Source organism: Skermanella pratensis, assembly GCF_008843145.1.
GTDB classification, from domain to species: Bacteria; Pseudomonadota; Alphaproteobacteria; order Azospirillales; family Azospirillaceae; genus Skermanella; species Skermanella pratensis.
Map to the genome: position 1 here is coordinate 2,448,377 of NZ_CP030265.1, position 19,534 is coordinate 2,467,910.

Genomic DNA, 19,534 nt, shown 5'->3' on the forward strand with positions numbered 1-19,534 from the left:
GCGCCTTACGGGGCGGGCGCATCTTCCTGGAGCGCCCTGCGCTCCATGTAGAGGGCGCGGCGCTTGGCATAGGCCGCGCTGATCGGATGGGCCGCCGTGTCCGGGCGGGGCAGGGCGCCGATCTCCTGCCAGAAATGGCAGGCGACGCCGTGCTCGTCGTCGTTCGTGCCCATCACCGGCTCCTCCGTCCGGCAGCGCTCCCGGACGTACGGGCAGCGGGTATGGAACCGGCAGCCGCTCGGGGGATTGAGGGGGCTCGGCACGTCGCCTTCCAGCAACTGCCGGTCCGACCGGGCGCCGGGGTCGGGCAACGGCACCGCCGACATCAGCGCCCGCGTGTAGGGATGGCGGGGCGAGGAGAAGAGGGCCCGGGTGTCCGCAAGCTCCACCATCTTGCCCAGATACATCACGCCGACCCGGTCAGACATGTGCCGGACCACGGCGAGGTCGTGGGAGATGATCACCAGCGTCAGGCCCAGCCGCCGCTTCAGGTCCTCCAGCAGGTTGATCACCTGCGCCTGGACCGACACGTCCAGGGCCGAGACCGGCTCGTCGCCGATCACCAGCTCCGGGCCGGCCGCCAGGGCGCGGGCGATGCCGATGCGCTGGCGCTGGCCGCCGCTGAACTCGTGCGGGTAGCGGTCGGCGTGCCGGGCGTTCAGTCCGACCAGTTCCAGGAGCTCGGCCATGCGCTCGCGCTGCTCCCGGCGGGTGCCGAGCTTGTGGACCTGCATCGGCTCGGTCAGGATCTCCGCGACGGTCATGCGCGGGTTGAGCGAGGCGAAGGGGTCCTGGAAGATCATCTGCATGCGGGCGCGGAGCGGGCGCATGCTGCGTTCGGGAATGGTCGCGATGTCCTGGCCATGGAAGCGGACGGTGCCGCCGGTCGGGTCGATCAGGCGCAGGATCAGCCGGGCCAGGGTGGACTTGCCGCAGCCGCTCTCGCCGACGATCGCCAGCGTCTCTCCCTTGCGGACGGTGAAGCTGACGCCGTCCACCGCCTTGACGGAACGCCCTCCACCGGGCAGCAGCGACCTGGAGGTCGCGAAATGTTTGGTCAGGTTCTCGATTTCGAGGATGGTCTCGGCAGGTGCCGTCTGCATGGCGGTCCTCCTATGTCAAGCGGCGCGCTCTTCCAGCGGGGCCCTCCAGCAGGCGACGGCGTGGCCGGGGGACAGGTCGGCCAGCGGCGGCTCCTCGGTCCTGCACTTCTCCACGACGAACGGGCAGCGGGTGGAGAAGCGGCATCCCTGCGGCATGTCGGCAGGGGAGGGCACCGAGCCGCGGATCGTCGGCAGGCGCCCGATGTCGGCATCCAGGCGCGGGATCGAGCTGAGCAGGCCCAGGGTGTAGGGGTGCTGCGGATCGGCGAACAGGTCGGCCACGGACGCCTGTTCCACGATCCGGCCGGCATACATCACGGCCACGTCGTCGCCGACTTCCGCCACCACGCCCAGGTCGTGCGTGATCAGGAGGACCGCGGTGCCGGTCTCGTCCTGGAGGGTCCGGATCAGGTCCAGGATCTGCGCCTGGATCGTGACGTCGAGCGCGGTGGTCGGCTCGTCCGCGATCAGCAGCCGGGGGTCGTTGGCGAGCGCCATGGCGATCATCACCCGCTGGCGCATGCCGCCCGAGAGCTGGTGCGGGTAGTCCTTCATCCGCTGTTCGGCGGCGGGGATGCGCACCCGCTTCAGCATCTCGACCGCGTGCCTCTCGGCCGCCGCCTGGCCGACCGGGCGGTGGCGCCGGATGCCCTCGACGATCTGGTCGCCGACGGTGAAAACCGGGTTGAGCGAGGTCATCGGCTCCTGGAAGATCATCGCCATCCGGTCGCCGCGCCGCTCGTTGAGTTCGTTGCGGTTCAGCTTGAGCAGGTCGGTGCCGTCCAGCAGGACCTCGCCCCGGCCGACCACGGCGGTCGGCGCCAGGAGGCCCATGATCGACAGGGCGGTGACGCTCTTGCCGCAGCCGGACTCGCCGACCAGGCACAGGGTGCGCCCGCCGCGCACCATGAAGGACACGCCGTCAAGCACGTTGAAGCTGCCGTCGTCGGTGTGGAATCCCACCTGGAGGTCGCGAATCTCGGCGACCGGCGTCCCGGCGGTCTCCATCCCATCCGCCGTCTTGGCGGCCGGTACGGTGTCGGCTCCTTGAAGAGCCATCAGCCCTCCTCTCCGGCGAGGCCGGTTTCCAGAACGGTGTTGATGTGATGGGTGATCGCGGTCACCGCGGTCTCGGGATCGCAGGTGCGCAGCGCTTCGACCACGTCCCAATGGCGCCGCGCGGAGGTCAGCAGCGGGCGGGTGCGGCCCGGTTCGGCCAGCGTCAGCCGGTGCAGATGGAGAAGGCAGCGGCTGAGGATCGCGTCGAGCGCCGGCATTCCGGCCCGGGCGAAGATCGCGAGGTGGAACTCGCAGTCCAGCTCGGTCAGAGCGTATTCATCCCCGGCTTCGGCCATCCTTTCCATTTCCTCGACCACCCTGGACAGCCGGGCCAGAAGACTGTCGTCGGCGAGCGGTGCGGCCTGGCGGATGCCCCGAGTCTCCAGGTGGAGGCGCAGGAACTGCATCTCCCGCGCCTCGGCCGGGCCGGTGACGGAGACCGTCGTTCCCCGGTAGCCGCTGCGGACCACGAGGCCGTCCTCCTGGAGCCGCATCAGCGCTTCGCGCACGGTGCCCTGGCTGCATCCGTATTCCCGGGCGACGGTGATCTCCAGCATCGGCTCGCCGGGCTTCAGCCCGCCCTTGACGATCTGGCGACGAAGATCGTCGTAGAGCACGCTGCCCTTGCGCCCCTTGCTGAACTGAATCGCTCCCGCTTCGCCGAGCCGCGCCATACCGCCCTCGCCACTATCGTTATCGATAACGATAATACGCAGAGGGTGGAAAATTGCGCAAGCAGTTTGTTAACCGAAACTTAATGATTAATCGCAGGGCGCTTTGCCGATGTTCTGAACAGCGGCTTGCCTAACGCGGCGGCATAGCGAGGACGGCGGTGCAGGCGGCCGGTACCGGGGCAAGGGCCGGACTAGCCGGCGTGGTCTTCTGCTTGACCGGCGCCTTGGCCGGAGGCGTCAGCCTGGCCAGCCAGTCCGCCAGTTCCGCGCCGCAGCCGTCGCCGTCGGGCGGCGCATCCTGGGAGACGCAATCCGGCTGGTCGGCGGGGCAGTTCAGCCTGACATGGAAATGGGCGTCATGTCCGTGCCAGGGGCGGACCAGCCGCAGCCAGGACCGGTCGCTCCAGGGGCGCTCGCACAGCGCCTGCTTGATGGCGGGATTGACGAAGATCCGGGCGACGCGGGGGTCCATCGCCGCGAACCGGACCAGATCGGCCTGCCGGGCGGTGAAACGCTTGGGATCGACCCGTCTCGCCGTGAAGTCGACCATGCTGGGCAGGTCGAGGTCTTCGCGCCCGCTGCGGGGCAGGGGCGGCAGGTCGAGGCGGAACCAGATGTCGGCATCGAGGCCGATTTCGTGGCTGGCATGGCCGAATGCCATCGGCCCGCCGCGCGGCTGGGACATGTCGCCGATCAGCGCGATCCCCAGGCCGGCGCCCGCGACGCGCCGCCCCAGGTTCAGCAGGTAATCGACGGTTTCCGAGTGGCCGAAATAGCGATTGCGCGACAGGCGGACGGCCTGATGACCCGGACCCTCGGGCGGCAGGGACCGCGCCCCGGCGATACACCCGTTCGTGTATGATCCGAAGATCCTGGGCGGACCGGGCGCGGGCGCCGCGACCTTGCCCCAATCTCCCGTTCTGCTTGGCTGAGCCCCGGTGGAAAGCCCCGTGCAGAGGGTCACTCCGACGGCAAGCAGGAGGGCCGGAAGCCTGGGCGTCATGGGTGGATCATCTTTAGGTTGGCTATGGCGTTCGGGAGTCTCCCCACGCGTCACCCAGCCGTGTAGCATCGTTTGGTTAAAACACGGTTTCCCGAATCAACGAGGGCCGTAGTCGCAGGGGGAAGACAAATGCCGGACATAATGATCGACGTGCATGACCAGCAGATGCCGGCTTACCTGGCCGCGCCCGAGCGCGAGCACGTCGGCGGGGTCGTGCTGATCCACGAGATCTTCGGGCTCAACAGGTCGATGCGCGAAACGGCCGACCGGTTCGCCAAGGCCGGGTTCCTGGCCGTCTGCCCCGATCTGACGTGGCGGCAGGGCAGCCTGCCGGAGCTGGAGCCGGGAACCGACCAGGCGCTCGAGGAAGGCCGGCGCCGGATGTCGGAACTCAGCGACGACCAGATGCTGGACGATGTCAGGGCCGCTGTCCTCCACCTGCGGGAAATGGGACCCTGCAACGAGCGCGTCGCGACCGTCGGCTACTGCATGGGCGGGCGGATCGCCTATCTGATGGCATGCCGCGGCGACACTCAGGCCAACGTCGCCTATTACGGCACCCGGATCGAAAAGCATCTCGGCGAGGCCGTGAAGCTTACCCGCCCGTTCATGATGCACCTGGGCGCAGAGGATCCCTTCATTCCGCCCGAAACGCGCAAGCGCCTGGTGGAACGCCTGTGCCCCGTTGCAGGGGTCGCCATTCATACTTATCCTGGTGTCGGACACGGCTTCGCCCGGCCCGGCGCCGCGGGAGCGGAGGCCGCGGCAGGCAAGCTGGCCGAGCAGCGCACCTTCGATTTCCTGGGCCTGTATCTGCGTTAGCAGGACCGGAGCACTGGACGGACGGGCCGGGCGCCTCAACATACTCGCAAACGGCTGTTGCCTGCTGGAGGCGACATCCCGACTGGAGGCGGATCATGGAGAAAGCGACATTCGGTGCCGGCTGCTTCTGGGGAGTGGAGGCGGCGTTCCGCCACGTGGACGGCGTGACGGACACGGCGGTCGGATATCTCGGCGGAACCCGGGAAAACCCGAGTTATGACGATGTCTGCGCCGGCGAGACCGGCCATGCGGAGGTCGTCCAGATCGAGTACGACCCGGCGCGGGTATCCTACGCGCAGCTTCTCGAAGTGTTCTGGCAGATCCATGATCCGACCACGCTGAACTGCCAGGGGCCGGATGTCGGCGCCCAGTACCGCTCGGCAATCTTCACCCATTCGCCGGAGCAGGAGGCGGCTGCGCGGGCCTCCAAGGAGCGCGCCCAGGCCTCCGGCCGGTTCGTGCGGCCGATCGTGACCGAGATCACCCCGGCGTCCACCTTCTGGCGGGCTGAGGACTATCACCAGCGCTACCTGGAGCGCCGCGGCATGGCTTCGTGCCACATATAGGGCCATGCACGTGAGGGCAGGGCGGCGGAGCGGGATCATCCTGTTCAACAAGCCCTACGACGTTCTCTCGCAGTTCACCGACCGGGAGCATGGCCGGGCGACCCTGGCCGACTACGTCAAGATCCCCGGCGTCTATGTCGCGGGCCGCCTTGACCGCGACAGCGAGGGGCTGCTGGTCCTGACCGACGACGGCGCCCTGAACGCCCGGATCGCCGACCCGCGCCACAAGCGGCCGAAGACCTACTGGGCCCAGGTCGAGGGTGTTCCGGACGAGTCGGCGCTGGAGTCGCTGCGGCGCGGCGTCACGCTCAACGACGGCCCGACGCTGCCGGCCGGCGCGCGGCTGATCGACGAGCCGGCGGATCTCTGGCCCCGCGATCCGCCGATCCGGTACCGGGCCAGCATCCCGACCTCCTGGATCGAATTGACGCTCCGCGAGGGGCGCAACAGGCAGGTCCGCCGGATGACCGCCGCGGTCGGTTTTCCGACGCTGCGCCTGATCCGGCGCGCCGTGGGCGATTGGACAGTCGAAGGGCTGTCACCCGGCGAATGGCGTGAGATTTCCGTCACCTCCAGGCAGGGAAGCTGATAAAATCCGGGGCACTTCCACATCACCGGCGGCCGGGGTGCTTCCATGGCGATCGATCTTGCCCAGTTCAGGCTTCCGGGCGCCTTGAGAATGCCGCGCATCGGGCCCGCTCCCGTCATCGTCATCGGCGTGCTGTCGGCATCGCTGTTCGGCCTGTTCTTTCTGGCGGCCCTGAACAATCCCGGCATCGTCCGACCGCAACGGCCCGTCGCGGCGGCCCCGGCCCAGCCAGCCGTGGCACCGCCCCAGGCGGCGGTTTCCGCGCCGAACCTGCCGGCTGCGCCGCCGGCCATGACGCTGCCGGAACGGCTGCGGCCGGTGACCCGGGCGGAACTGCGGGAAATCCAGACGCTGCTGAAGGCCGCCGGCTACGATCCGGGTCCTGCCGACGGCCTGATGGGACCAAAGACCCACGGGGCCATCGCGGCGTTCAGGCACGATCATGCGATCGCTGCCGGAGCGGAACCGGACTCAGCCCTGCTGGAGGCTGTTCGGGCGGCACAGCGGTAGATTACCGGTGGAGGGTGTGCGTCCCGCGCACCTTGGGCGGCGGGACGCACACCCTCCCGCATGAACTACCGATCCGTCCGGTGTGCCACCAGGTCGAGCCAGTTGCGGGCCAGGTCGCGGGCGAAGGATGCTGCTTCGGGGAGGTGTTCGGCGAGACCGGCCTCCATCTCGCGGGCGATCGAGTCGTAATCCTCGTCCGGGCCGGCTTCGGTCCGGAACATGGCGACCCAGTCGCGGACGATCCCCGGCGTGACTTCCGGGTGGAACTGGAGGCCGTACTGGGTCCCGCCCAGCCGGAAAGCCTGGTTGGCGCAGTCCGGTCCGGTCGCCAGCAGGACGGCGTCCTGCGGCAGGTCGAACGTGTCGTAGTGCCACTGCATGATGTGCCGAACAGGTCCAAGCGGGCTCAGCACGGGGTCGGCGGCTCCGGCATCCGTCCGGGTGACCGGGCGGAAGCCGCGCTCCACCCGGCTGTGCTTGTAGACCCGTTCGCCATGCGCCCGGGCCAGCAGCTGCGCGCCCAGGCAGACGCCCAGCAGGGGCCGGTCCGCCTCGGCGAAGCGGCGCATCAGGTCCAGCAGTTCGGGCAGGTAGGGGTTCTCCCGGTCGTCGCCCGCGAACTGCGGACCGCCGAGCACCAGCGCGCCGTCGAAGCCGTCGATGCCGAGGGGCAGGGCCTCACCTTCGGGCGGAGTGACGGCGACGAGTTCGGCGCCGAGGTCGGAGAGGTATTCGCCGAGCAGTCCGGCGGGCGCGCGCCGGCTGTTCTGGACCACGAGGATACGCACGATGGCAGGGCTTCACATCTTGTCGAGTGGAAAGACCGGACGGCGGACCCGCTCGAAGCCGAGCCGGCCGTAATCCGAGGTGGTCACCCCCTCGCCGGCGCATTCCACGATGTGCCGGGCGATGGGCTGGAAGCCGGCACGATAATGGATCCGCGACTTCAGCATGATGTATTTCTTCGCCGCGGGATCGATGCCGAGACTGAGCAGGCAGCCCAGGTCCCAGGGCTCGTGGTGGCGCTCGATCAGCACGATCTCGACCGTCCCGGTGTCGAGCACCACGGTGCGGCCCATGCCGACGCGCACCCCCGTATACATCGGCCCCCGGATCGTGTACTCGCCGTCGGTGATGATCCGAACGGTCCCGGTGACGGTGAGCGGGCGCCCTTCCAGCCCGATGGCGGGCATCGGCAGCCGGCCGCCGATGTCGAGCGTGACCCGGGCGCCGACTCCGGCATCGATCAGCCGGGCCACCGAAGCCGGGTCGTGGATCGCGAAGGCGACGACGTCCGTGAGGCCCTGGCGCATGATTTCCGCCAGCACGGCGGTCACGTCCTGGGTGCCGCCGGAGCCGCAATTGTCGGAATGATCGAGCAGGAGCACCGGGCCGCCGGCGAGGTCGCGGGCCCGGGCGACCGACTTGGAAAGCGGCTCGGCGTGGTAGACGAACTCCTCCCGGCGGCGCCAGGCTTCGTCGAGGAGGCCGTCGCGGATCGCTTCGGCGCCGGCTTGGTCGCCTTCGGTCACGGTGACCACGCTGATCCCGGCGTCGCGGATGTCGGCATGGGGGAAGCCGCCGAACACGCTGACCGCCAGCGCGCCGTTCCGCTCCAGCCGCCGCGCCTCCTGCACAAGGTCGCGCATGGGAGCCTCATCAGTGCCCATGCGCATGACGTGCGGCAGCATCGGCCGGTTGCCCCAGGCCATGGCCGGCCGGCAGGTCCCCTTCAAGGCGCCCAGCGTGATCCGGCCGACGCGGTCCCCGGTCTCGTACATGTCGACATGGGGATAGGTCTTGAACCCGGCGATGGCGGTCGCGTTGGAGACGATCTTTTCCGACAGGTTGCCGTGCAGGTCGAGGGCCACGCCGATCGGCACGCGGGGTGCCGCGGCGCGGACGCGGGCCAGCAGTTCGCCTTCGCCGTCCTCGAAGCTGCGGGTCACCATGGCGCCGTGCAGGTCGAGCAGCACGCAATCGCAGCCCCGGGTGACCTCCTCCAGGATCGAGTCGGTCAGCCTTGCGTAGGCATCGTCGCCGACCGGACCGCTGGGCCAGGCCTCCGCCGCGACCGGCGTCACGATGTCGGCCCCCTCGGCCTCGGCCAAGTCGATGAAGGCGCCCATGGGCGTGGCGGTCCCGCGATATGCGCGGAACGCGTCCGCTCCCCACGCCGGCCCGCCGTTGCCGAACCGCTCCAACGGTGTGGGCACGGGAGAAAAGGTGTTCGTTTCGTGCTTCAACAGCGCGATGACGACACGCATCGGCCTTCCTCCCGTCCGTCTCATGTTCCTGGCCTGGCGGCGCTCGGTCAGGCTTCCTCGCGCCGCTCCAGTGTGGTCCGAACCTTGTGGGCGATCAAGGCGCCGATCCGCGCGTCGGCCGCGTTGCGGGTGTCCAGCTCGGGTTCGGAATCGCCCTCTTCCAGGTCGAGCAACGCGCCGGACAGACGCCCGGAACGGACCGCGCCGATGACGGCGCCGTTGTCGACAAGGCCCGGATGGGACGCGTTGATCAGGACCGCGCCCGGTCGCATTTCGGTGATGGTTTCCCAGTCGATCAGCTCGTGGGTCTCGTCGGTCAGGCGAAGATGCAGGCTGACCGCGTCGCAGCTTTCCAGCAGGTGGAGCAGGCCGGTGGGATGGACGCCCAGGTCGGCCCACAGGGGACTTTCGCTATCGACCAGCGGGTCGTGGGCCCAGACGGTCAGGCCAAGCGCGCGGGCCCGGCCGGCGATCTCGCGCGCGACCGGGTTGAACCCGACGAGACCCAGCGTCCGGTCGCCGCCGCCGGGCGTCCATCCGGAACGGCCGAGCAGGCGAACCAGTCCGGCGACGACGCGGTCGGCCGGCGTCTGCTCGGCCCCCGCCTCGTAGGCGTGGATCTCGATCCCGCGGGCGCGGCAGGCCTCCAAGTCGACCTGCTCCGCGCAGGCGCCGAGGCAGCCGATCACCCGCAGGCGGGGTGCGGCGTCGAGCAGGTCGGCGTCGATGATCGTGCGGTCGCGTACGATGAGCGCACGGGCATCGGCCACGGCTCCGCTCAGGGCGGCGCCGTCGCGTGCCAGCGCATGGTCGTATCGGACTTCGAAACTGCGGCCCAGGTCATGGACCGCGGCTTCGTGCATGGGTTCGGAAATGACGATATCAGGCACGGCGACCTACCGTGTTGGAGAACAGAAAATGGCGGGGAAACATATGCGGGAGGTCTTGCTCTCATCGCATCGCCCTAACATTAACGGATGGGGCACCCGACGCAATCCCCCTTCCGTGACAAAAAAGTGGTCGTCAGACCATCCTCGCCTGCATGACATGGTCCGAGTTGGCGGAAGCCGTGCCGCTCTGCATGCCCCAAAGGCGGGCATAGATCCCGTTGCGCCGCAGGAGTTCGGCATGGGTTCCGGTCTCGGCGACCCGTCCCCCGTCGATCACGTAGACCCGGTCGGCATCGACGATCGTAGACAGCCGGTGCGCCACCACAAGCGTCGTCCGCCCCTGCTGAAGCGCCCTCAGGGCACCCTGGACGGCGCGTTCCGATTCCGTGTCGAGGGCCGAGGTCGCCTCGTCGAGCAGCAGGATCGGGGCGTTCCGCAGCATCGCGCGCGCGATCGAGATCCGCTGGCGCTGCCCGCCGGACAGCTTGACGCCGAACTCGCCGACCAGCGTGTCGTAGCCGTCGGGCAGGCCCAGAATGAAATCATGGGCGGCCGCCGCCTTGGCGGCGGCGACGATCTCGTCCTCGGTAGCCCCGATCCTGCCATAGGCGATGTTGGCCCGGATCGAGTCGTCGAACAGCGCCACTTCCTGGCTGACCAGGGCGATGCGGCTCCGCAGGCTGGCCAGCGTCACGTCGCGCACATCGACGCCGCCGATCCTGACGGCGCCGCCGGTGACGTCGTAGAAGCGCGGGATCAAGTTCAGAAGCGTCGACTTGCCGGCCCCCGAAGGGCCGACCAGCGCCACCGTCTGACCATCCGGCACGTCGAGCGTGATCCCGTGGAGCGCCTGCTTCTCGTCACCGTACGAGAAATGGACGTCGTCGAAGCGGACATCGTACCGGGCAACGTCGAGCGTACGGGCGCCGGCCCGGTCCACGATGGCGGGCGCCGTGTCGAGCAGCGCGAAGACCCGGTCGGCCGCGGCGAGGCCGCCCTGGAGCTGACCGTTCAGCTTCGCCATGCGCTTCATCGGCTCGTAGGCCAGCAGGAACGCGGTGATGAAGGAGAACAGGGCGCCGGGGGTGCGCTCCCCGCTGATCACCTGGTAGCCGCCGTAGACGATCACCGTGACGATCGCCATGCCGCTGAGGATCTCCGTCACCGGTCCCGACATGGCCGACACCCTGAAGCCCTTGTGGACCAGCTCATACAGGTTCTCGATGATACCGCCGACCCGCTTCTGCTCGTACGTCTCCATTCCGTACGCCTTGACGTGGCGGGCGCCCTGGAGCGTCTGGTTCAGGATGGTCGAGAAATGGCCCAGCTCCGCCTGGGTGTTCGCCGAGACCTTGCGCAGCCGCTTGCCGATCCGCGCAACGAAGTAGGCCGCCAGCGGGAATGCCACGAACGCCCCGGTCGCCAGCACCCAGTCCTGGTGGAACATCACGCCGACCAGGATCACCAGGGTCAGCACGCTCTTGCCCAGTCCCGTCAAGCATTCCGCGACGGCCAGCCGCATCAGACCGACATCGTTGACCATGCGCGAGATGAGCTGGCCGGCCGAGGTGCCGTGGAAGAACGACAGGTCGGAGCGCAGCAGGTGGGCATACATGTCGCCCTGGACGTCGGCCACGATCCGCTGGCCGATTTTGTTCATCTGGACGCTGTGGAAGTAGGTCGATATTCCCCGCAACCCAAACGCGATAAGCACACCGGCGGCGACCGGAAGCAGCATGGCCTGGTTGCGGTTCTGGAACACCTCGTCGATGATCGGTTCCATCAGCTTGGCCATCATACCGGTAGTCGCCGCCGCGACGGCCATCCACAGCAGAGCCTGCGCCAGGATCCAGCGGTAGGGCTTCAGATAGGTCAGGATCAGGCGCTTCAGCAGCGGCCAGGTAGCCGTGTGGCGGGTCGTCGGCAGGTCGAAGGATTTTGTCACGGATGAGGATGGATTGGTTTTCATGAGGCGCGGAACAGGACGCGGATGCTCGCCCGTCGGAAGCCGGCGAGCCCGGGGATCGATCAGAACTTGACCGATCCGGAGGCATTTAGCCAGTGGTGACTTGTCCCATGGGAACGGTCCGCCGCCGGCCGGAGGTCGGTGCGGGAAAATAGATAGGGTGAATGGCGCCGCAGCCACAGGGTGGCTGAAGCCATATCCTTTGACCAAGCATTAACTATGACCGTGTAGCCTTTTGTCACACGGTGGTCCTTTCAAAGCATCAGCCAGGTGCTCGCATGCCCGACGAAGCCAGCCTGATCCGCACCCGCCCCCGCATCGGCCTGGCGCTCGGCGCCGGCGTGGCGCGCGGGTGGGCCCATATCGGCGTTATCCGTGGCCTCAAAAGTTTCGGCATCGAGCCGGACATCGTCACCGGAACCTCGGTCGGCGCCCTGGTCGGCGGCTCCTACCTCGCCGGCCATCTCGATACGCTGGAGGAATGGGCGCGAAACCTCAGCCGCATGAAGATCGTCAGCTACCTGGACCTGCGGGTGCGCAGCGGCGGCCTGATCGGCGGCGGCCGCTTGATGGCCGAGATGAAAAAGCATCTGGGCAACCAGCAGATCGAGGATCTGCCGACCCCTTTCGCCGCCGTCGCGACCGACCTGGTGACCGGCCACGAGGTATGGCTGAGGACGGGCGGACTGGCGGAGGGGTTGCGCGCGTCCTTCTCGCTGCCCGGAGTCTTCCCGCCCGTCTGCATCGACCAGCGCTGGCTGGTGGACGGCGCCCTGGTGGATCCCGTCCCGGTGGCGGCCTGCCGGGCGCTAGGCGCCGAGATGGTGATCGCGGTCAACCTCAACGCCGACATCCTGGGCAAGGCGCGCAAGCCCGGCGCCAGCATCGCGACCGCCGCCGGTTTCGACCTGCTCCAGGTGCTCGAGGAAACGCAGAACACTCCCGAAACCCCGCCGCCGTCGCGGCTGGACGCCCTGACCCGGCGCGTCTTCAGCCGCGACTACGAGGGGCCGAGCCTGTTCGGCGTGATGGTGTCCTCCCTGGGGATCATCACCGACCGGATCGGGCGGGCCCGGCTGGCGACCGATCCGCCCGACGTCCAGATAGCGCCCCGGCTCGGCCATGTCGGGTTGCTGGAGTTCGACCGCGCGTCCGACGCCATCGAGGAGGGCGCCGCCGCGACCGAGCGGGCCGTGCCCGACCTGGTCGACGCGATCCGCGTCTTCAGCGCCAACCTGCGGGACACCGCGCGCTGAAGGGTGCCCCCGGCATCAGCCCGGCGGCAGGGTGCCGCCCGGCACGAGTTCCAGGCAGTTCTCCACGATCCGGTAGCACTGGCCCATGGAGGCCGACGCGCCGGCGGAACCGGTGTAGGACAGTTGTTCGACAACCCCGTTCCTCACGGTGAAGGTCGCGTCGCAGCTGTTGGAATAGCCGCCGCCCCCGCCGAACAACGGGATGCCGATGCCGAAGCCGACACCGGAGCCGCCGCTGCCGCCGGCCACGCCGAACGACGTGCTCGGCCCGCCGCCGCCGAATTCACGGCTGGTGTAGGTCATGAACTCGGTGCTGTCGACCTGCGCGGAGCGCTGGGGCACGCCCGCGCAGGACAGCAGAGTCTCCTTCGGCATGCCCACGAGCGTCCGCCGCGCGTCGGCGGCCCTGTCCGCATTGGGATTTGCGCAGGATGCCAATGCCGCCGCGGCGGCACCCAGCACAAGCATGGTCCTGATCGACGAAGATCCCCTCACCTCACGCTCCTTTCCGATGTCCCGGCCCGATGTCCAGGCTTCATATTGTTTCTTGGAAAACAGTACAGGAGGCACTGTAGTTCACCCGAAGAGGCTTGATCGAGGGCGCTTCCGCTTCAAGCTTGATGGGGCTTCCCGGACCCAACGGGACCGGACCAATCGGGGAGGTCGCTTCGATGCCGTTCCAGACCACGTTCCGCCGCACGATCGCGGGCATCCTCACGTTCCTCGCCGGCTTGGCCGGCCCCTCCGCCGTCATGGCCATGTGCCAGCCGGTGGCGTCCGACCCCGGCACGCTGCACCACCCCGCGGCGATCAGGCAAACGGCGGCGCCGGCCGCGGGATCGCTGCGGCTGACCTTCCTCGGCCATTCCAGTTTCCTGATCGAGAGCCCGGAAGACGTGTCGGCGGTGACCGACTACAACGGCTATCTGCGGCCGGACCGGCTTCCCGACATCGTGACGATGAACAACGCGCATTCGACCCACTACACCGACCGACCGGACCCCGGCATCCGGCACGTGCTGCGCGGCTGGGGCGACGAGGACGGCATGGCCGTCCACGACGTGACCCTGCGCGACATGCGGGTGCGGAACGTCCCGACCAACGTGAGGGATTACGGCGGCACGCGGGTGAGCGGCAACTCGATCTTCGTGTTCGAGGCCGGCGGCCTGTGCGTCGCCCACCTGGGTCACCTGCACCACACCCTGACCGACATGCACTTGGCGGAACTGGGCGTCATCGACGTGCTGCTGGTGCCGGTGGACGGTTCATACACCATGGCGCAGGACTACATGGTCGAGGTGATCGCTCAGATCCAGCCGCCGCTGGTGGTCCCGATGCACTACTTCAACGCCTCGACGCTCGCGGGCTTCCTCCAGCGGATGGGCGGTACGTACGAAGTCAGGACATCGGACGACGCCACGGTGACCCTGTCCCGCCAGACCCTCCCGTACCGCCAGATCCTCGTCCTGCCCGGCCACTGAGGGCGGTCGGGCCTTCACCGGGCGAACTGCATCTCGATGCGGCTGCTCCAGGCGGGATCGGCCATATCGGGCCATTTGTCCTTGTCGAAACCCTGCATCTGCTTCAGCCGCTCCGGATCGGCGTCCAGGATGAAGCGTTTCTCCTGCTCGTTCAGCCTGAGCACGCGCCAGGGAACGGCGAACAGCTTTTCCCCGAAGCCCAGGGTGCCGCCGAACGCCAGGACCGCATAGACGACCCTGCCGTCGGCCAGGTCCACCATGGTGGCCTCGATTGTCCCCAGTTCCTGGCCGGCCCGGTTGCGCACGGTGTCGCCGGCAAGGCTCCCGGCCGACATGACGCGCCTGTGCAGCACGTCGCCGTCGCGTCCCATCCAGAAGCCGTGGACACGGTGCCCCCAGGACAGGTCGGCCATGTCCGGCCAGTCGTCCTTGTCGAAGCCCGGAGCCCCGCGCAGCCGCCCCCTGTCGATGTCGATCCAGATCTGCCGACGCCGCTCGTCGACGCGCAGCGCCTGCCAGGGCAGGGCGAAGAGCTTGCCCCCCATCCCCATCATGCCGCCGAACGACAGCACGGCATAGGCGACGCGCCCCGTCGGGACGTCGATCATGATGTCTTCGATCCGGCCCAGTCCCTGGTTCTCCAGGTTGCGGACCTCGTCGCCGATCAGCGATTGCGCCGACAGGACCGCACGCCGCCGCCACCCCTTGGCATCGGCGACGAAGCGGTCCGGCTGGGGCGTGGTCGAGGCGACGGAAACCGCCAGCCAAGCGATCCCGAGGGCGATCAGTCCGGCAGGCACCGGATTGTCCCGGATCGCGTCCGCCAGCCGGTGGCCGCCACGGGAGCGCAGCGTTCCCGTGACATCCTCCAGCCACTCGCTCGGCTTGAACTTGCGCTCCAGCTGCGAGATCGCCCGCGCCAGGTTCGCCTGGGTCTCGCCGATCTCGCGCTGGATCTCGTCCGGTGAGCGGCCGTAGCCGGTCATGGCGTGCGGCCCCGGACCAGGCTGGCGTCGCTCTTGAGGGTTTCCAGCGTCCGCTCCGGCGTCAGGTTCAGCTTCTTCATGTTGCTGATGCCCTTCAGCAGCATGACGACGCCGACCAGCAGCACGACGCCGCCGACGATCAGGGCCGCCAGCCATGGATCGACCACCTTCGACAGGCCCCAGGTGCCCGCCAGCATCAGGAACAGCATGCCGATGAACAGCACGGCGCCCCCGACCGCCAGGGCCACCGCGCCGCGGGTGATCTGCCCGACCTTCTGCCCGGCTTCGACGCGGGCCAGCTCGATCTCGCGCTTGACCAGCAACGTCGCTTCCTGCCGCAGATTGGCGAATAGGCCGCTCAGGGGCATGTCAACCGTCCGGTTTTCCTGCATCTTCCACTCCCGCTACCACATGCGCGCATTTCGACGTCCGAACCGCCGTCCAGCATGTCGCAAACCATTTAAAGGCGTCGGAGTTCCCGGGGCCGAGGAGTCGGGATCAGGATAACGGCCGCTCGAAACCTGCGGCACGGGCGTCCTCGTCGCTGCAGAACAGGCGACCCCCGGTTTCCGGATCGGGCGTGACCTTGTCGTAGACGCCGTCGGTCGGCACCAGGTAGATCTTGCGGCCGGACTGCTCGACGGCGGCCTTAACCGGGCAGGGGACCGGGGACTGCCGCTCCGCCTCAAGCCTGTCGCCCTGCCGCCAGCGGACCGATGGGATGAAATCGCCCCGCCAGATCCCGAGCTTGCTGTCCTTGGCGACCCGCTGCGCTTCCAGATATGCCGGCGGGGCTCCCGGCTGGGCCACGGCGAAACCCTGCTGCACCAGCAGGAGGCCGAGATTGCCGCCGCTGCCCGTGCACTCCACACCGTCGCCCTCGGGTTGGCGCGTGCAGGACACCGGCGTGATGCCGATCATCTTCCGGAGCGCGAAGCTCGACTCCAGTCCGCAGGCGTACAGGGAGCCATTGTTGAGGCACCGCTGTCCGAGTTCCGGCGCATCGATACCCGCGAGCTGCTGGACTTCCATCCCGGCCTGCACGGTATCGCCGTCGATCACCCGGGTGGGAACCGACCCTTCCGAGACCTGCCGGGCGGCCGAAGGAGCCTGGCCTGCCGCGACGGCGATGGCCAGCGTCGCCGTCGCGACGATCCCGAGCACCTGTGCGGCAATCCCGATTCCCGATGGTTTCATGGGGCTTGGGCCCTCCGCCGCCTGTCCGCGCGTACCATCCCTTGGCCAACCGGACGCGCGGCGGATGGTTCCCGGTCAAGCCCTCGGCGGGATCGAGCCTCTTTCGTCGGAGATGGTGATCTCGACGCGGCGGTTCTGCTGGCGCCCGCCCGAGGTGTTGTTGCTGGCGACCGGAAGCGCCGGACCCAGGCCACGGCTGACGATCCGTTGCGGGTCGATGCCCTGCGAAACCAGCGCCCGGCGTACGGCTTCGGCCCGGTTCTCGGACAGCTCCTGGTTCAGTTCGACGCTGCCGGTGCTGTCGGTGAAGCCGGTGACTTCCACCGTCCGTTCCGGGTGCTGCCGCATGAAGGCCGCGAGATCGGTTATGGTCCGCTGGGCTCCCGGGCGCAGCTCGGACTTTCCGACCTCGAACAGGACGTCGCCGAGCGTCAGGACCATGCCGCGTTCGGTCTGCTTGGCCTGCAGTTCGGCAAGCTCGCGCTGAAGGTTCTGGACCTGCCCTGAGCGGGCATTGAGAAGTACCTGGTCGCGGCTCTGGTTGGCCTGCTCGATCTGCTGCTGCGCCGACTTCAATTCGGCGGTCTGGACCGCGATCTCGGCCCGGCGCGACGCCAGATAGGCCTCGTGGTCGACCACGCCGACGTCCTCCCCGGCCTGCTGGGCGTCCTGTGCTGCGCGCAGCGCCTGCTCGGCGCGCTGCAATTCCAGCGCGGCCGTGTTGACCACCTGCGGATTGTTGCGGGCCGACTGATAGGCCGAGTTCGCCTGGCTGACGCTGGCCGTTTCGGTCGGGGCATTGGCGCAGGCGGCAAGCAGCGCGCACGCCGAGGCGCCCAGCGCCAAACGGCGAATGACGGTCATCTGATTTCCCATGGGTCGCATCTCCCTCAACTGGTCGGCCGTGCGTTCAGCTCACGCCGCAGCGTGTCGATGCTGGCCTGGACCGCGGCGACCGCTTCCTTGGTGGTCTGGGTACGAGAGCGAAGTTCGGCGAGACGGGCATCGACCTCCGCCTGCTCGGCAAGCCGCCGGGCCTCCGCGTTGTTCTCGTCCTGCATCTGGCGTCGGGCGGCTTCCAACTTCTCGCGCGCCATGTTGAGTTCCACGGGGGAGTACTCGACCGCGCCGGCAGTTTCGGCATTCCGGATGATGTTGTCCGACAGCGTCACTTGTTCGGTTGGAGCCGGGATATTGTTGGCGCAGGCGGCCAGCGCCAGGGCAGCACCGGCCACGAGGCATAGCCTGCCCAATCCCCGCACTTCGGACGTTATTGGCATGACATCACACTCTCGTCGGCAATTGAAGGTCGCGGGTCACGCCCGCGCTGCCTTACAACCAGCAAGGATGCGACTAGTTCCCTCGCAAGGTCGGGGAGAGTTCGAACGGGTATAGACTGACTTTGCATATCGCCAGGGCCACGATCGGGTGCGATCCTACGGAGGTCAACCAAAGAATGCAGCGTGTAAATCGGCTGCCCACACGGGAGGGAACACCATGAATATGGACAGGCGAACGATTCTGAAAGCGGGTGCGGCATCGGCGGGGGTCCTCGCCGCAGGTCCGGCCCTGGCCCGGGATTGGGGCCATCCACAACCAGTGCGTTATCCCGACCCGGCCATCGAGGTCGTGGACCAAAGCTTCGCCAAGTACCGGATCGGCAACGCCAACGTCGAGCGTTTGGCCACCGGATTGCGCTGGGCGGAAGGGCCGGTTTACTTCCGGGACGGCGGGTACCTGGTGTGGAGCGACATTCCCAACAACCGGCTGATGCGGTGGACGGAGGAGACGGGAGCGGTCAGCGTCTTCCGCCCGGTCTCGAACCACGCCAACGGCAACACCCGCGACCGCCAGGGCCGGCTGATCAGCTGCGAACACGGTTCCAGGCGCGTCACGCGGACCGAGTACGACGGCACCGTCACGGTGCTGATCGACCGGTTCGAGGGGAAACGGCTCAACGCCCCGAACGACGCGGTCGTGCATTCCGACGGCGGCATCTGGTTCACCGATCCCGGGTACGGCATCCTGGGCGACTACGAGGGCGGGAAGGCCGAGTTCGAACTGCCGACCAACGTCTATCGCCTTGACCCCGCCACTGGTCAGGCGACCGTGCCGGTCGGCGACTTCCGGCGGCCGAACGGCCTGTGCTTCTCACCCGACGAGACGAAGCTCTACATCGCCGACACGGGGGACGACGGGCCGAAGCACATCCGGGTGTTCGACGTGGCGGACGGCACGCGCCTGACCAACGGCCGTGTCTTCGCCGACATGGGCGCAGGCGCCGCCGACGGCATGCGTACCGATGTGGACGGGAACCTGTGGGCGTCCGCCGGCTGGGGTGGGGAAGGGTATGACGGCGTCCACGTCTTCAATCCACAGGGCACGCTGATCGGCAAGATCCACCTTCCGGAGATCTGCTCGAACGTCTGCTTCGGCGGTCCCAGGAGCAACCGCCTGTTCATGACCGGCAGCACGTCGCTCTACGCGGTCTACGTCAACACCCGCGGCGCCCAGGTCCCCTGAGCACCGGCGCTCCAACGTCTCCAACCGATTGAAATCGTTGAAACCGTAGGTCGGGTAGAGCGAAGCGGCACCCGACGAAGCCGGCCCGATGGTGTCGGCTGCCGCTTCGCTCTACCCGACCTGCAAGGCTTGGCGATTTCAATGATGATGATGCCCGTGGCCGTGGTCGCAGCGGCCCTGGGCGTGCTTCTCGTCGCAGGAGAGGCCGTCGGAGACCGGGATCAGGCTGATCCAGGCGTTCAGGGTGGTCGGATCGTAGCCGACTTCGCGGCGGTCGCCGACCTGGATGAGCGGGCGGCGGATCAGCTCGGGGTCCTTGATCAGGGCTTCGAGCGCCGCCGCCTCGTCCAGGTCGGCCGGCACGACTTCCTTGCTGCGGACCGCCGGGGCGAAGCGATTGAACCATTCCTCTACGGGGCGGTCGTTGAAATAGGGACGCAGCGTCTCCGGCGTCCAGGGTTCGGACAGCAGGTCCCGGGCGACGACCGTGTGACCGGCGGCTTCGAGCTGGGTCTTCTGCTTGGCGTTGGCGGGGCAGCCGGGCTTGGCGTAGAACAGGACTTCGGCCATGGGGCGGTTCTCCGGATGAGATGTGCGGTATGCGGCGGGCATTGTGCACCGCCGCATACCGCGCCGCCCCCT

At 68.2% G+C, this 19,534-nt stretch carries 22 protein-coding genes; 7 read left to right on the plus strand and 15 right to left on the minus strand.

Annotated features, from left to right (window positions below):
• Nucleotides 1-5: 5 nt before the first annotated feature.
• The 4 genes from DPR14_RS11060 to mepA form a co-directional block, all read right to left on the minus strand.
• Nucleotides 6-1,103, minus strand: a complete 1,098-nt coding sequence (locus tag DPR14_RS11060; protein ID WP_158045180.1) for an ABC transporter ATP-binding protein — start codon at nucleotides 1,101-1,103, stop codon at nucleotides 6-8.
• Nucleotides 1,104-1,118: 15 nt separating this feature from the next.
• Complete coding sequence (locus DPR14_RS11065; RefSeq protein ID WP_425501029.1) at nucleotides 1,119-2,162, minus strand: ABC transporter ATP-binding protein; 1,044 nt, start codon at nucleotides 2,160-2,162, stop codon at nucleotides 1,119-1,121.
• Nucleotides 2,162-2,836, minus strand: coding sequence for a GntR family transcriptional regulator (locus DPR14_RS11070; RefSeq protein WP_158045181.1), 675 nt, complete (start codon nucleotides 2,834-2,836; stop codon nucleotides 2,162-2,164). Before DPR14_RS11070 ends, DPR14_RS11065 begins: the two co-directional genes overlap by 1 nt.
• Before the next feature lie 130 nt (nucleotides 2,837-2,966).
• Entirely contained in the window at nucleotides 2,967-3,839 is an 873-nt protein-coding gene (mepA, locus tag DPR14_RS11075; RefSeq protein WP_158045182.1) for a penicillin-insensitive murein endopeptidase, read from the minus strand.
• 129 nt (nucleotides 3,840-3,968) lie between these two features.
• Here mepA and DPR14_RS11080 point away from each other — a divergent pair, with 129 nt between their 5' ends.
• The 4 genes from DPR14_RS11080 (at nucleotide 3,969) to DPR14_RS11095 (ending at nucleotide 6,326) form a co-directional block, all read left to right on the plus strand.
• The gene (locus tag DPR14_RS11080) at nucleotides 3,969-4,661 is read left to right on the plus strand and encodes a dienelactone hydrolase family protein (RefSeq protein ID WP_158045183.1); all 693 of its coding nucleotides are present in this window, start codon (nucleotides 3,969-3,971) and stop codon (nucleotides 4,659-4,661) included.
• Between the two features lie 95 nt (nucleotides 4,662-4,756).
• Nucleotides 4,757-5,227: a peptide-methionine (S)-S-oxide reductase MsrA gene (gene msrA, locus DPR14_RS11085; RefSeq protein WP_158045184.1), complete on the plus strand. Its 471-nt coding sequence runs from the start codon at nucleotides 4,757-4,759 to the stop codon at nucleotides 5,225-5,227.
• A 4-nt stretch (nucleotides 5,228-5,231) separates the two neighbouring features.
• Nucleotides 5,232-5,816, plus strand: coding sequence for an rRNA large subunit pseudouridine synthase E (locus tag DPR14_RS11090; protein WP_158045185.1), 585 nt, complete (start codon nucleotides 5,232-5,234; stop codon nucleotides 5,814-5,816).
• A 45-nt stretch (nucleotides 5,817-5,861) separates the two neighbouring features.
• Nucleotides 5,862-6,326 carry a peptidoglycan-binding domain-containing protein gene (locus DPR14_RS11095; protein ID WP_158045186.1) on the plus strand — a complete coding sequence of 155 codons (465 nt, stop codon included), beginning with the start codon at nucleotides 5,862-5,864 and terminating at the stop codon, nucleotides 6,324-6,326.
• A 65-nt stretch (nucleotides 6,327-6,391) separates the two neighbouring features.
• On the opposite strand, the gene DPR14_RS11100 is transcribed toward DPR14_RS11095, so the two are convergent.
• The 4 genes from DPR14_RS11100 to DPR14_RS11115 form a co-directional block, all read right to left on the minus strand.
• Nucleotides 6,392-7,114 carry a type 1 glutamine amidotransferase gene (locus DPR14_RS11100; protein WP_158045187.1) on the minus strand — a complete coding sequence of 241 codons (723 nt, stop codon included), beginning with the start codon at nucleotides 7,112-7,114 and terminating at the stop codon, nucleotides 6,392-6,394.
• 12 nt (nucleotides 7,115-7,126) lie between these two features.
• Nucleotides 7,127-8,593: a M81 family metallopeptidase gene (locus DPR14_RS11105; RefSeq protein WP_158045188.1), complete on the minus strand. Its 1,467-nt coding sequence runs from the start codon at nucleotides 8,591-8,593 to the stop codon at nucleotides 7,127-7,129.
• A 47-nt stretch (nucleotides 8,594-8,640) separates the two neighbouring features.
• Nucleotides 8,641-9,483: an NAD(P)-dependent oxidoreductase gene (locus tag DPR14_RS11110; RefSeq protein WP_158045189.1), complete on the minus strand. Its 843-nt coding sequence runs from the start codon at nucleotides 9,481-9,483 to the stop codon at nucleotides 8,641-8,643.
• 133 nt (nucleotides 9,484-9,616) lie between these two features.
• Nucleotides 9,617-11,428 (minus strand): ABC transporter ATP-binding protein, encoded by a 1,812-nt coding sequence (locus DPR14_RS11115; protein ID WP_246149178.1) that lies wholly within the window; start codon nucleotides 11,426-11,428, stop codon nucleotides 9,617-9,619.
• Nucleotides 11,429-11,727: 299 nt separating this feature from the next.
• Here DPR14_RS11115 and DPR14_RS11120 point away from each other — a divergent pair, with 299 nt between their 5' ends.
• Complete coding sequence (locus DPR14_RS11120) at nucleotides 11,728-12,705, plus strand: patatin-like phospholipase family protein (RefSeq protein ID WP_158045191.1); 978 nt, start codon at nucleotides 11,728-11,730, stop codon at nucleotides 12,703-12,705.
• Between the two features lie 15 nt (nucleotides 12,706-12,720).
• On the opposite strand, the gene DPR14_RS11125 is transcribed toward DPR14_RS11120, so the two are convergent.
• Nucleotides 12,721-13,200, minus strand: coding sequence for a hypothetical protein (locus tag DPR14_RS11125; protein ID WP_246149181.1), 480 nt, complete (start codon nucleotides 13,198-13,200; stop codon nucleotides 12,721-12,723).
• Between the two features lie 176 nt (nucleotides 13,201-13,376).
• Here DPR14_RS11125 and DPR14_RS11130 point away from each other — a divergent pair, with 176 nt between their 5' ends.
• Nucleotides 13,377-14,186, plus strand: a complete 810-nt coding sequence (locus DPR14_RS11130) for an MBL fold metallo-hydrolase (protein WP_192499406.1) — start codon at nucleotides 13,377-13,379, stop codon at nucleotides 14,184-14,186.
• Between the two features lie 14 nt (nucleotides 14,187-14,200).
• Here the strand turns inward: DPR14_RS11130 and DPR14_RS11135 are convergent, their stop codons facing one another.
• From DPR14_RS11135 to DPR14_RS11155, 5 genes are all read right to left on the minus strand, one after another.
• Nucleotides 14,201-15,172, minus strand: a complete 972-nt coding sequence (locus tag DPR14_RS11135) for a PRC-barrel domain-containing protein (protein ID WP_158045193.1) — start codon at nucleotides 15,170-15,172, stop codon at nucleotides 14,201-14,203.
• Nucleotides 15,169-15,540, minus strand: a complete 372-nt coding sequence (locus tag DPR14_RS11140) for a phage holin family protein (protein WP_192499407.1) — start codon at nucleotides 15,538-15,540, stop codon at nucleotides 15,169-15,171. The genes DPR14_RS11135 and DPR14_RS11140 overlap by 4 nt, the downstream gene beginning before the upstream one ends.
• A gap of 130 nt (nucleotides 15,541-15,670) precedes the next feature.
• The gene (locus DPR14_RS11145; protein WP_158045195.1) at nucleotides 15,671-16,369 is read right to left on the minus strand and encodes a thermonuclease family protein; all 699 of its coding nucleotides are present in this window, start codon (nucleotides 16,367-16,369) and stop codon (nucleotides 15,671-15,673) included.
• A gap of 75 nt (nucleotides 16,370-16,444) precedes the next feature.
• The gene (locus DPR14_RS11150) at nucleotides 16,445-17,245 is read right to left on the minus strand and encodes an OmpA family protein (RefSeq protein ID WP_158045196.1); all 801 of its coding nucleotides are present in this window, start codon (nucleotides 17,243-17,245) and stop codon (nucleotides 16,445-16,447) included.
• Nucleotides 17,246-17,259: 14 nt separating this feature from the next.
• Nucleotides 17,260-17,649 carry a DUF4398 domain-containing protein gene (locus DPR14_RS11155; protein WP_158045197.1) on the minus strand — a complete coding sequence of 130 codons (390 nt, stop codon included), beginning with the start codon at nucleotides 17,647-17,649 and terminating at the stop codon, nucleotides 17,260-17,262.
• 319 nt (nucleotides 17,650-17,968) lie between these two features.
• Between DPR14_RS11155 and DPR14_RS11160 the strand changes: the two genes are divergently transcribed.
• The gene (locus tag DPR14_RS11160) at nucleotides 17,969-18,892 is read left to right on the plus strand and encodes an SMP-30/gluconolactonase/LRE family protein (RefSeq protein ID WP_343038726.1); all 924 of its coding nucleotides are present in this window, start codon (nucleotides 17,969-17,971) and stop codon (nucleotides 18,890-18,892) included.
• Between the two features lie 138 nt (nucleotides 18,893-19,030).
• On the opposite strand, the gene DPR14_RS11165 is transcribed toward DPR14_RS11160, so the two are convergent.
• Nucleotides 19,031-19,462: an ArsC/Spx/MgsR family protein gene (locus tag DPR14_RS11165; RefSeq protein WP_158045199.1), complete on the minus strand. Its 432-nt coding sequence runs from the start codon at nucleotides 19,460-19,462 to the stop codon at nucleotides 19,031-19,033.
• Between the last annotated feature and the right edge of the window lie 72 nt (nucleotides 19,463-19,534).

What these genes read in the sequence shown, in the direction of transcription:
- DPR14_RS11060 (WP_158045180.1), bottom strand. Translation starts at nt 1,103, where the DNA reads ATGCAGACGGCACCTGCCGAGACCATCCTCGAAATCGAGAACCTGACC.
- DPR14_RS11065 (WP_425501029.1), bottom strand. Translation starts at nt 2,162, where the DNA reads ATGGCTCTTCAAGGAGCCGACACCGTACCGGCCGCCAAGACGGCGGAT.
- DPR14_RS11070 (WP_158045181.1), bottom strand. Translation starts at nt 2,836, where the DNA reads ATGGCGCGGCTCGGCGAAGCGGGAGCGATTCAGTTCAGCAAGGGGCGC.
- mepA (WP_158045182.1), bottom strand. Translation starts at nt 3,839, where the DNA reads ATGACGCCCAGGCTTCCGGCCCTCCTGCTTGCCGTCGGAGTGACCCTC.
- DPR14_RS11080 (WP_158045183.1), top strand. Translation starts at nt 3,969, where the DNA reads ATGCCGGACATAATGATCGACGTGCATGACCAGCAGATGCCGGCTTAC.
- msrA (WP_158045184.1), top strand. Translation starts at nt 4,757, where the DNA reads ATGGAGAAAGCGACATTCGGTGCCGGCTGCTTCTGGGGAGTGGAGGCG.
- DPR14_RS11090 (WP_158045185.1), top strand. Translation starts at nt 5,232, where the DNA reads ATGCACGTGAGGGCAGGGCGGCGGAGCGGGATCATCCTGTTCAACAAG.
- DPR14_RS11095 (WP_158045186.1), top strand. Translation starts at nt 5,862, where the DNA reads ATGGCGATCGATCTTGCCCAGTTCAGGCTTCCGGGCGCCTTGAGAATG.
- DPR14_RS11105 (WP_158045188.1), bottom strand. Translation starts at nt 8,593, where the DNA reads ATGCGTGTCGTCATCGCGCTGTTGAAGCACGAAACGAACACCTTTTCT.
- DPR14_RS11120 (WP_158045191.1), top strand. Translation starts at nt 11,728, where the DNA reads ATGCCCGACGAAGCCAGCCTGATCCGCACCCGCCCCCGCATCGGCCTG.
- DPR14_RS11130 (WP_192499406.1), top strand. Translation starts at nt 13,377, where the DNA reads ATGCCGTTCCAGACCACGTTCCGCCGCACGATCGCGGGCATCCTCACG.
- DPR14_RS11135 (WP_158045193.1), bottom strand. Translation starts at nt 15,172, where the DNA reads ATGACCGGCTACGGCCGCTCACCGGACGAGATCCAGCGCGAGATCGGC.
- DPR14_RS11140 (WP_192499407.1), bottom strand. Translation starts at nt 15,540, where the DNA reads ATGCCCCTGAGCGGCCTATTCGCCAATCTGCGGCAGGAAGCGACGTTG.
- DPR14_RS11145 (WP_158045195.1), bottom strand. Translation starts at nt 16,369, where the DNA reads ATGAAACCATCGGGAATCGGGATTGCCGCACAGGTGCTCGGGATCGTC.
- DPR14_RS11150 (WP_158045196.1), bottom strand. Translation starts at nt 17,245, where the DNA reads ATGGGAAATCAGATGACCGTCATTCGCCGTTTGGCGCTGGGCGCCTCG.
- DPR14_RS11155 (WP_158045197.1), bottom strand. Translation starts at nt 17,649, where the DNA reads ATGCCAATAACGTCCGAAGTGCGGGGATTGGGCAGGCTATGCCTCGTG.
- DPR14_RS11165 (WP_158045199.1), bottom strand. Translation starts at nt 19,462, where the DNA reads ATGGCCGAAGTCCTGTTCTACGCCAAGCCCGGCTGCCCCGCCAACGCC.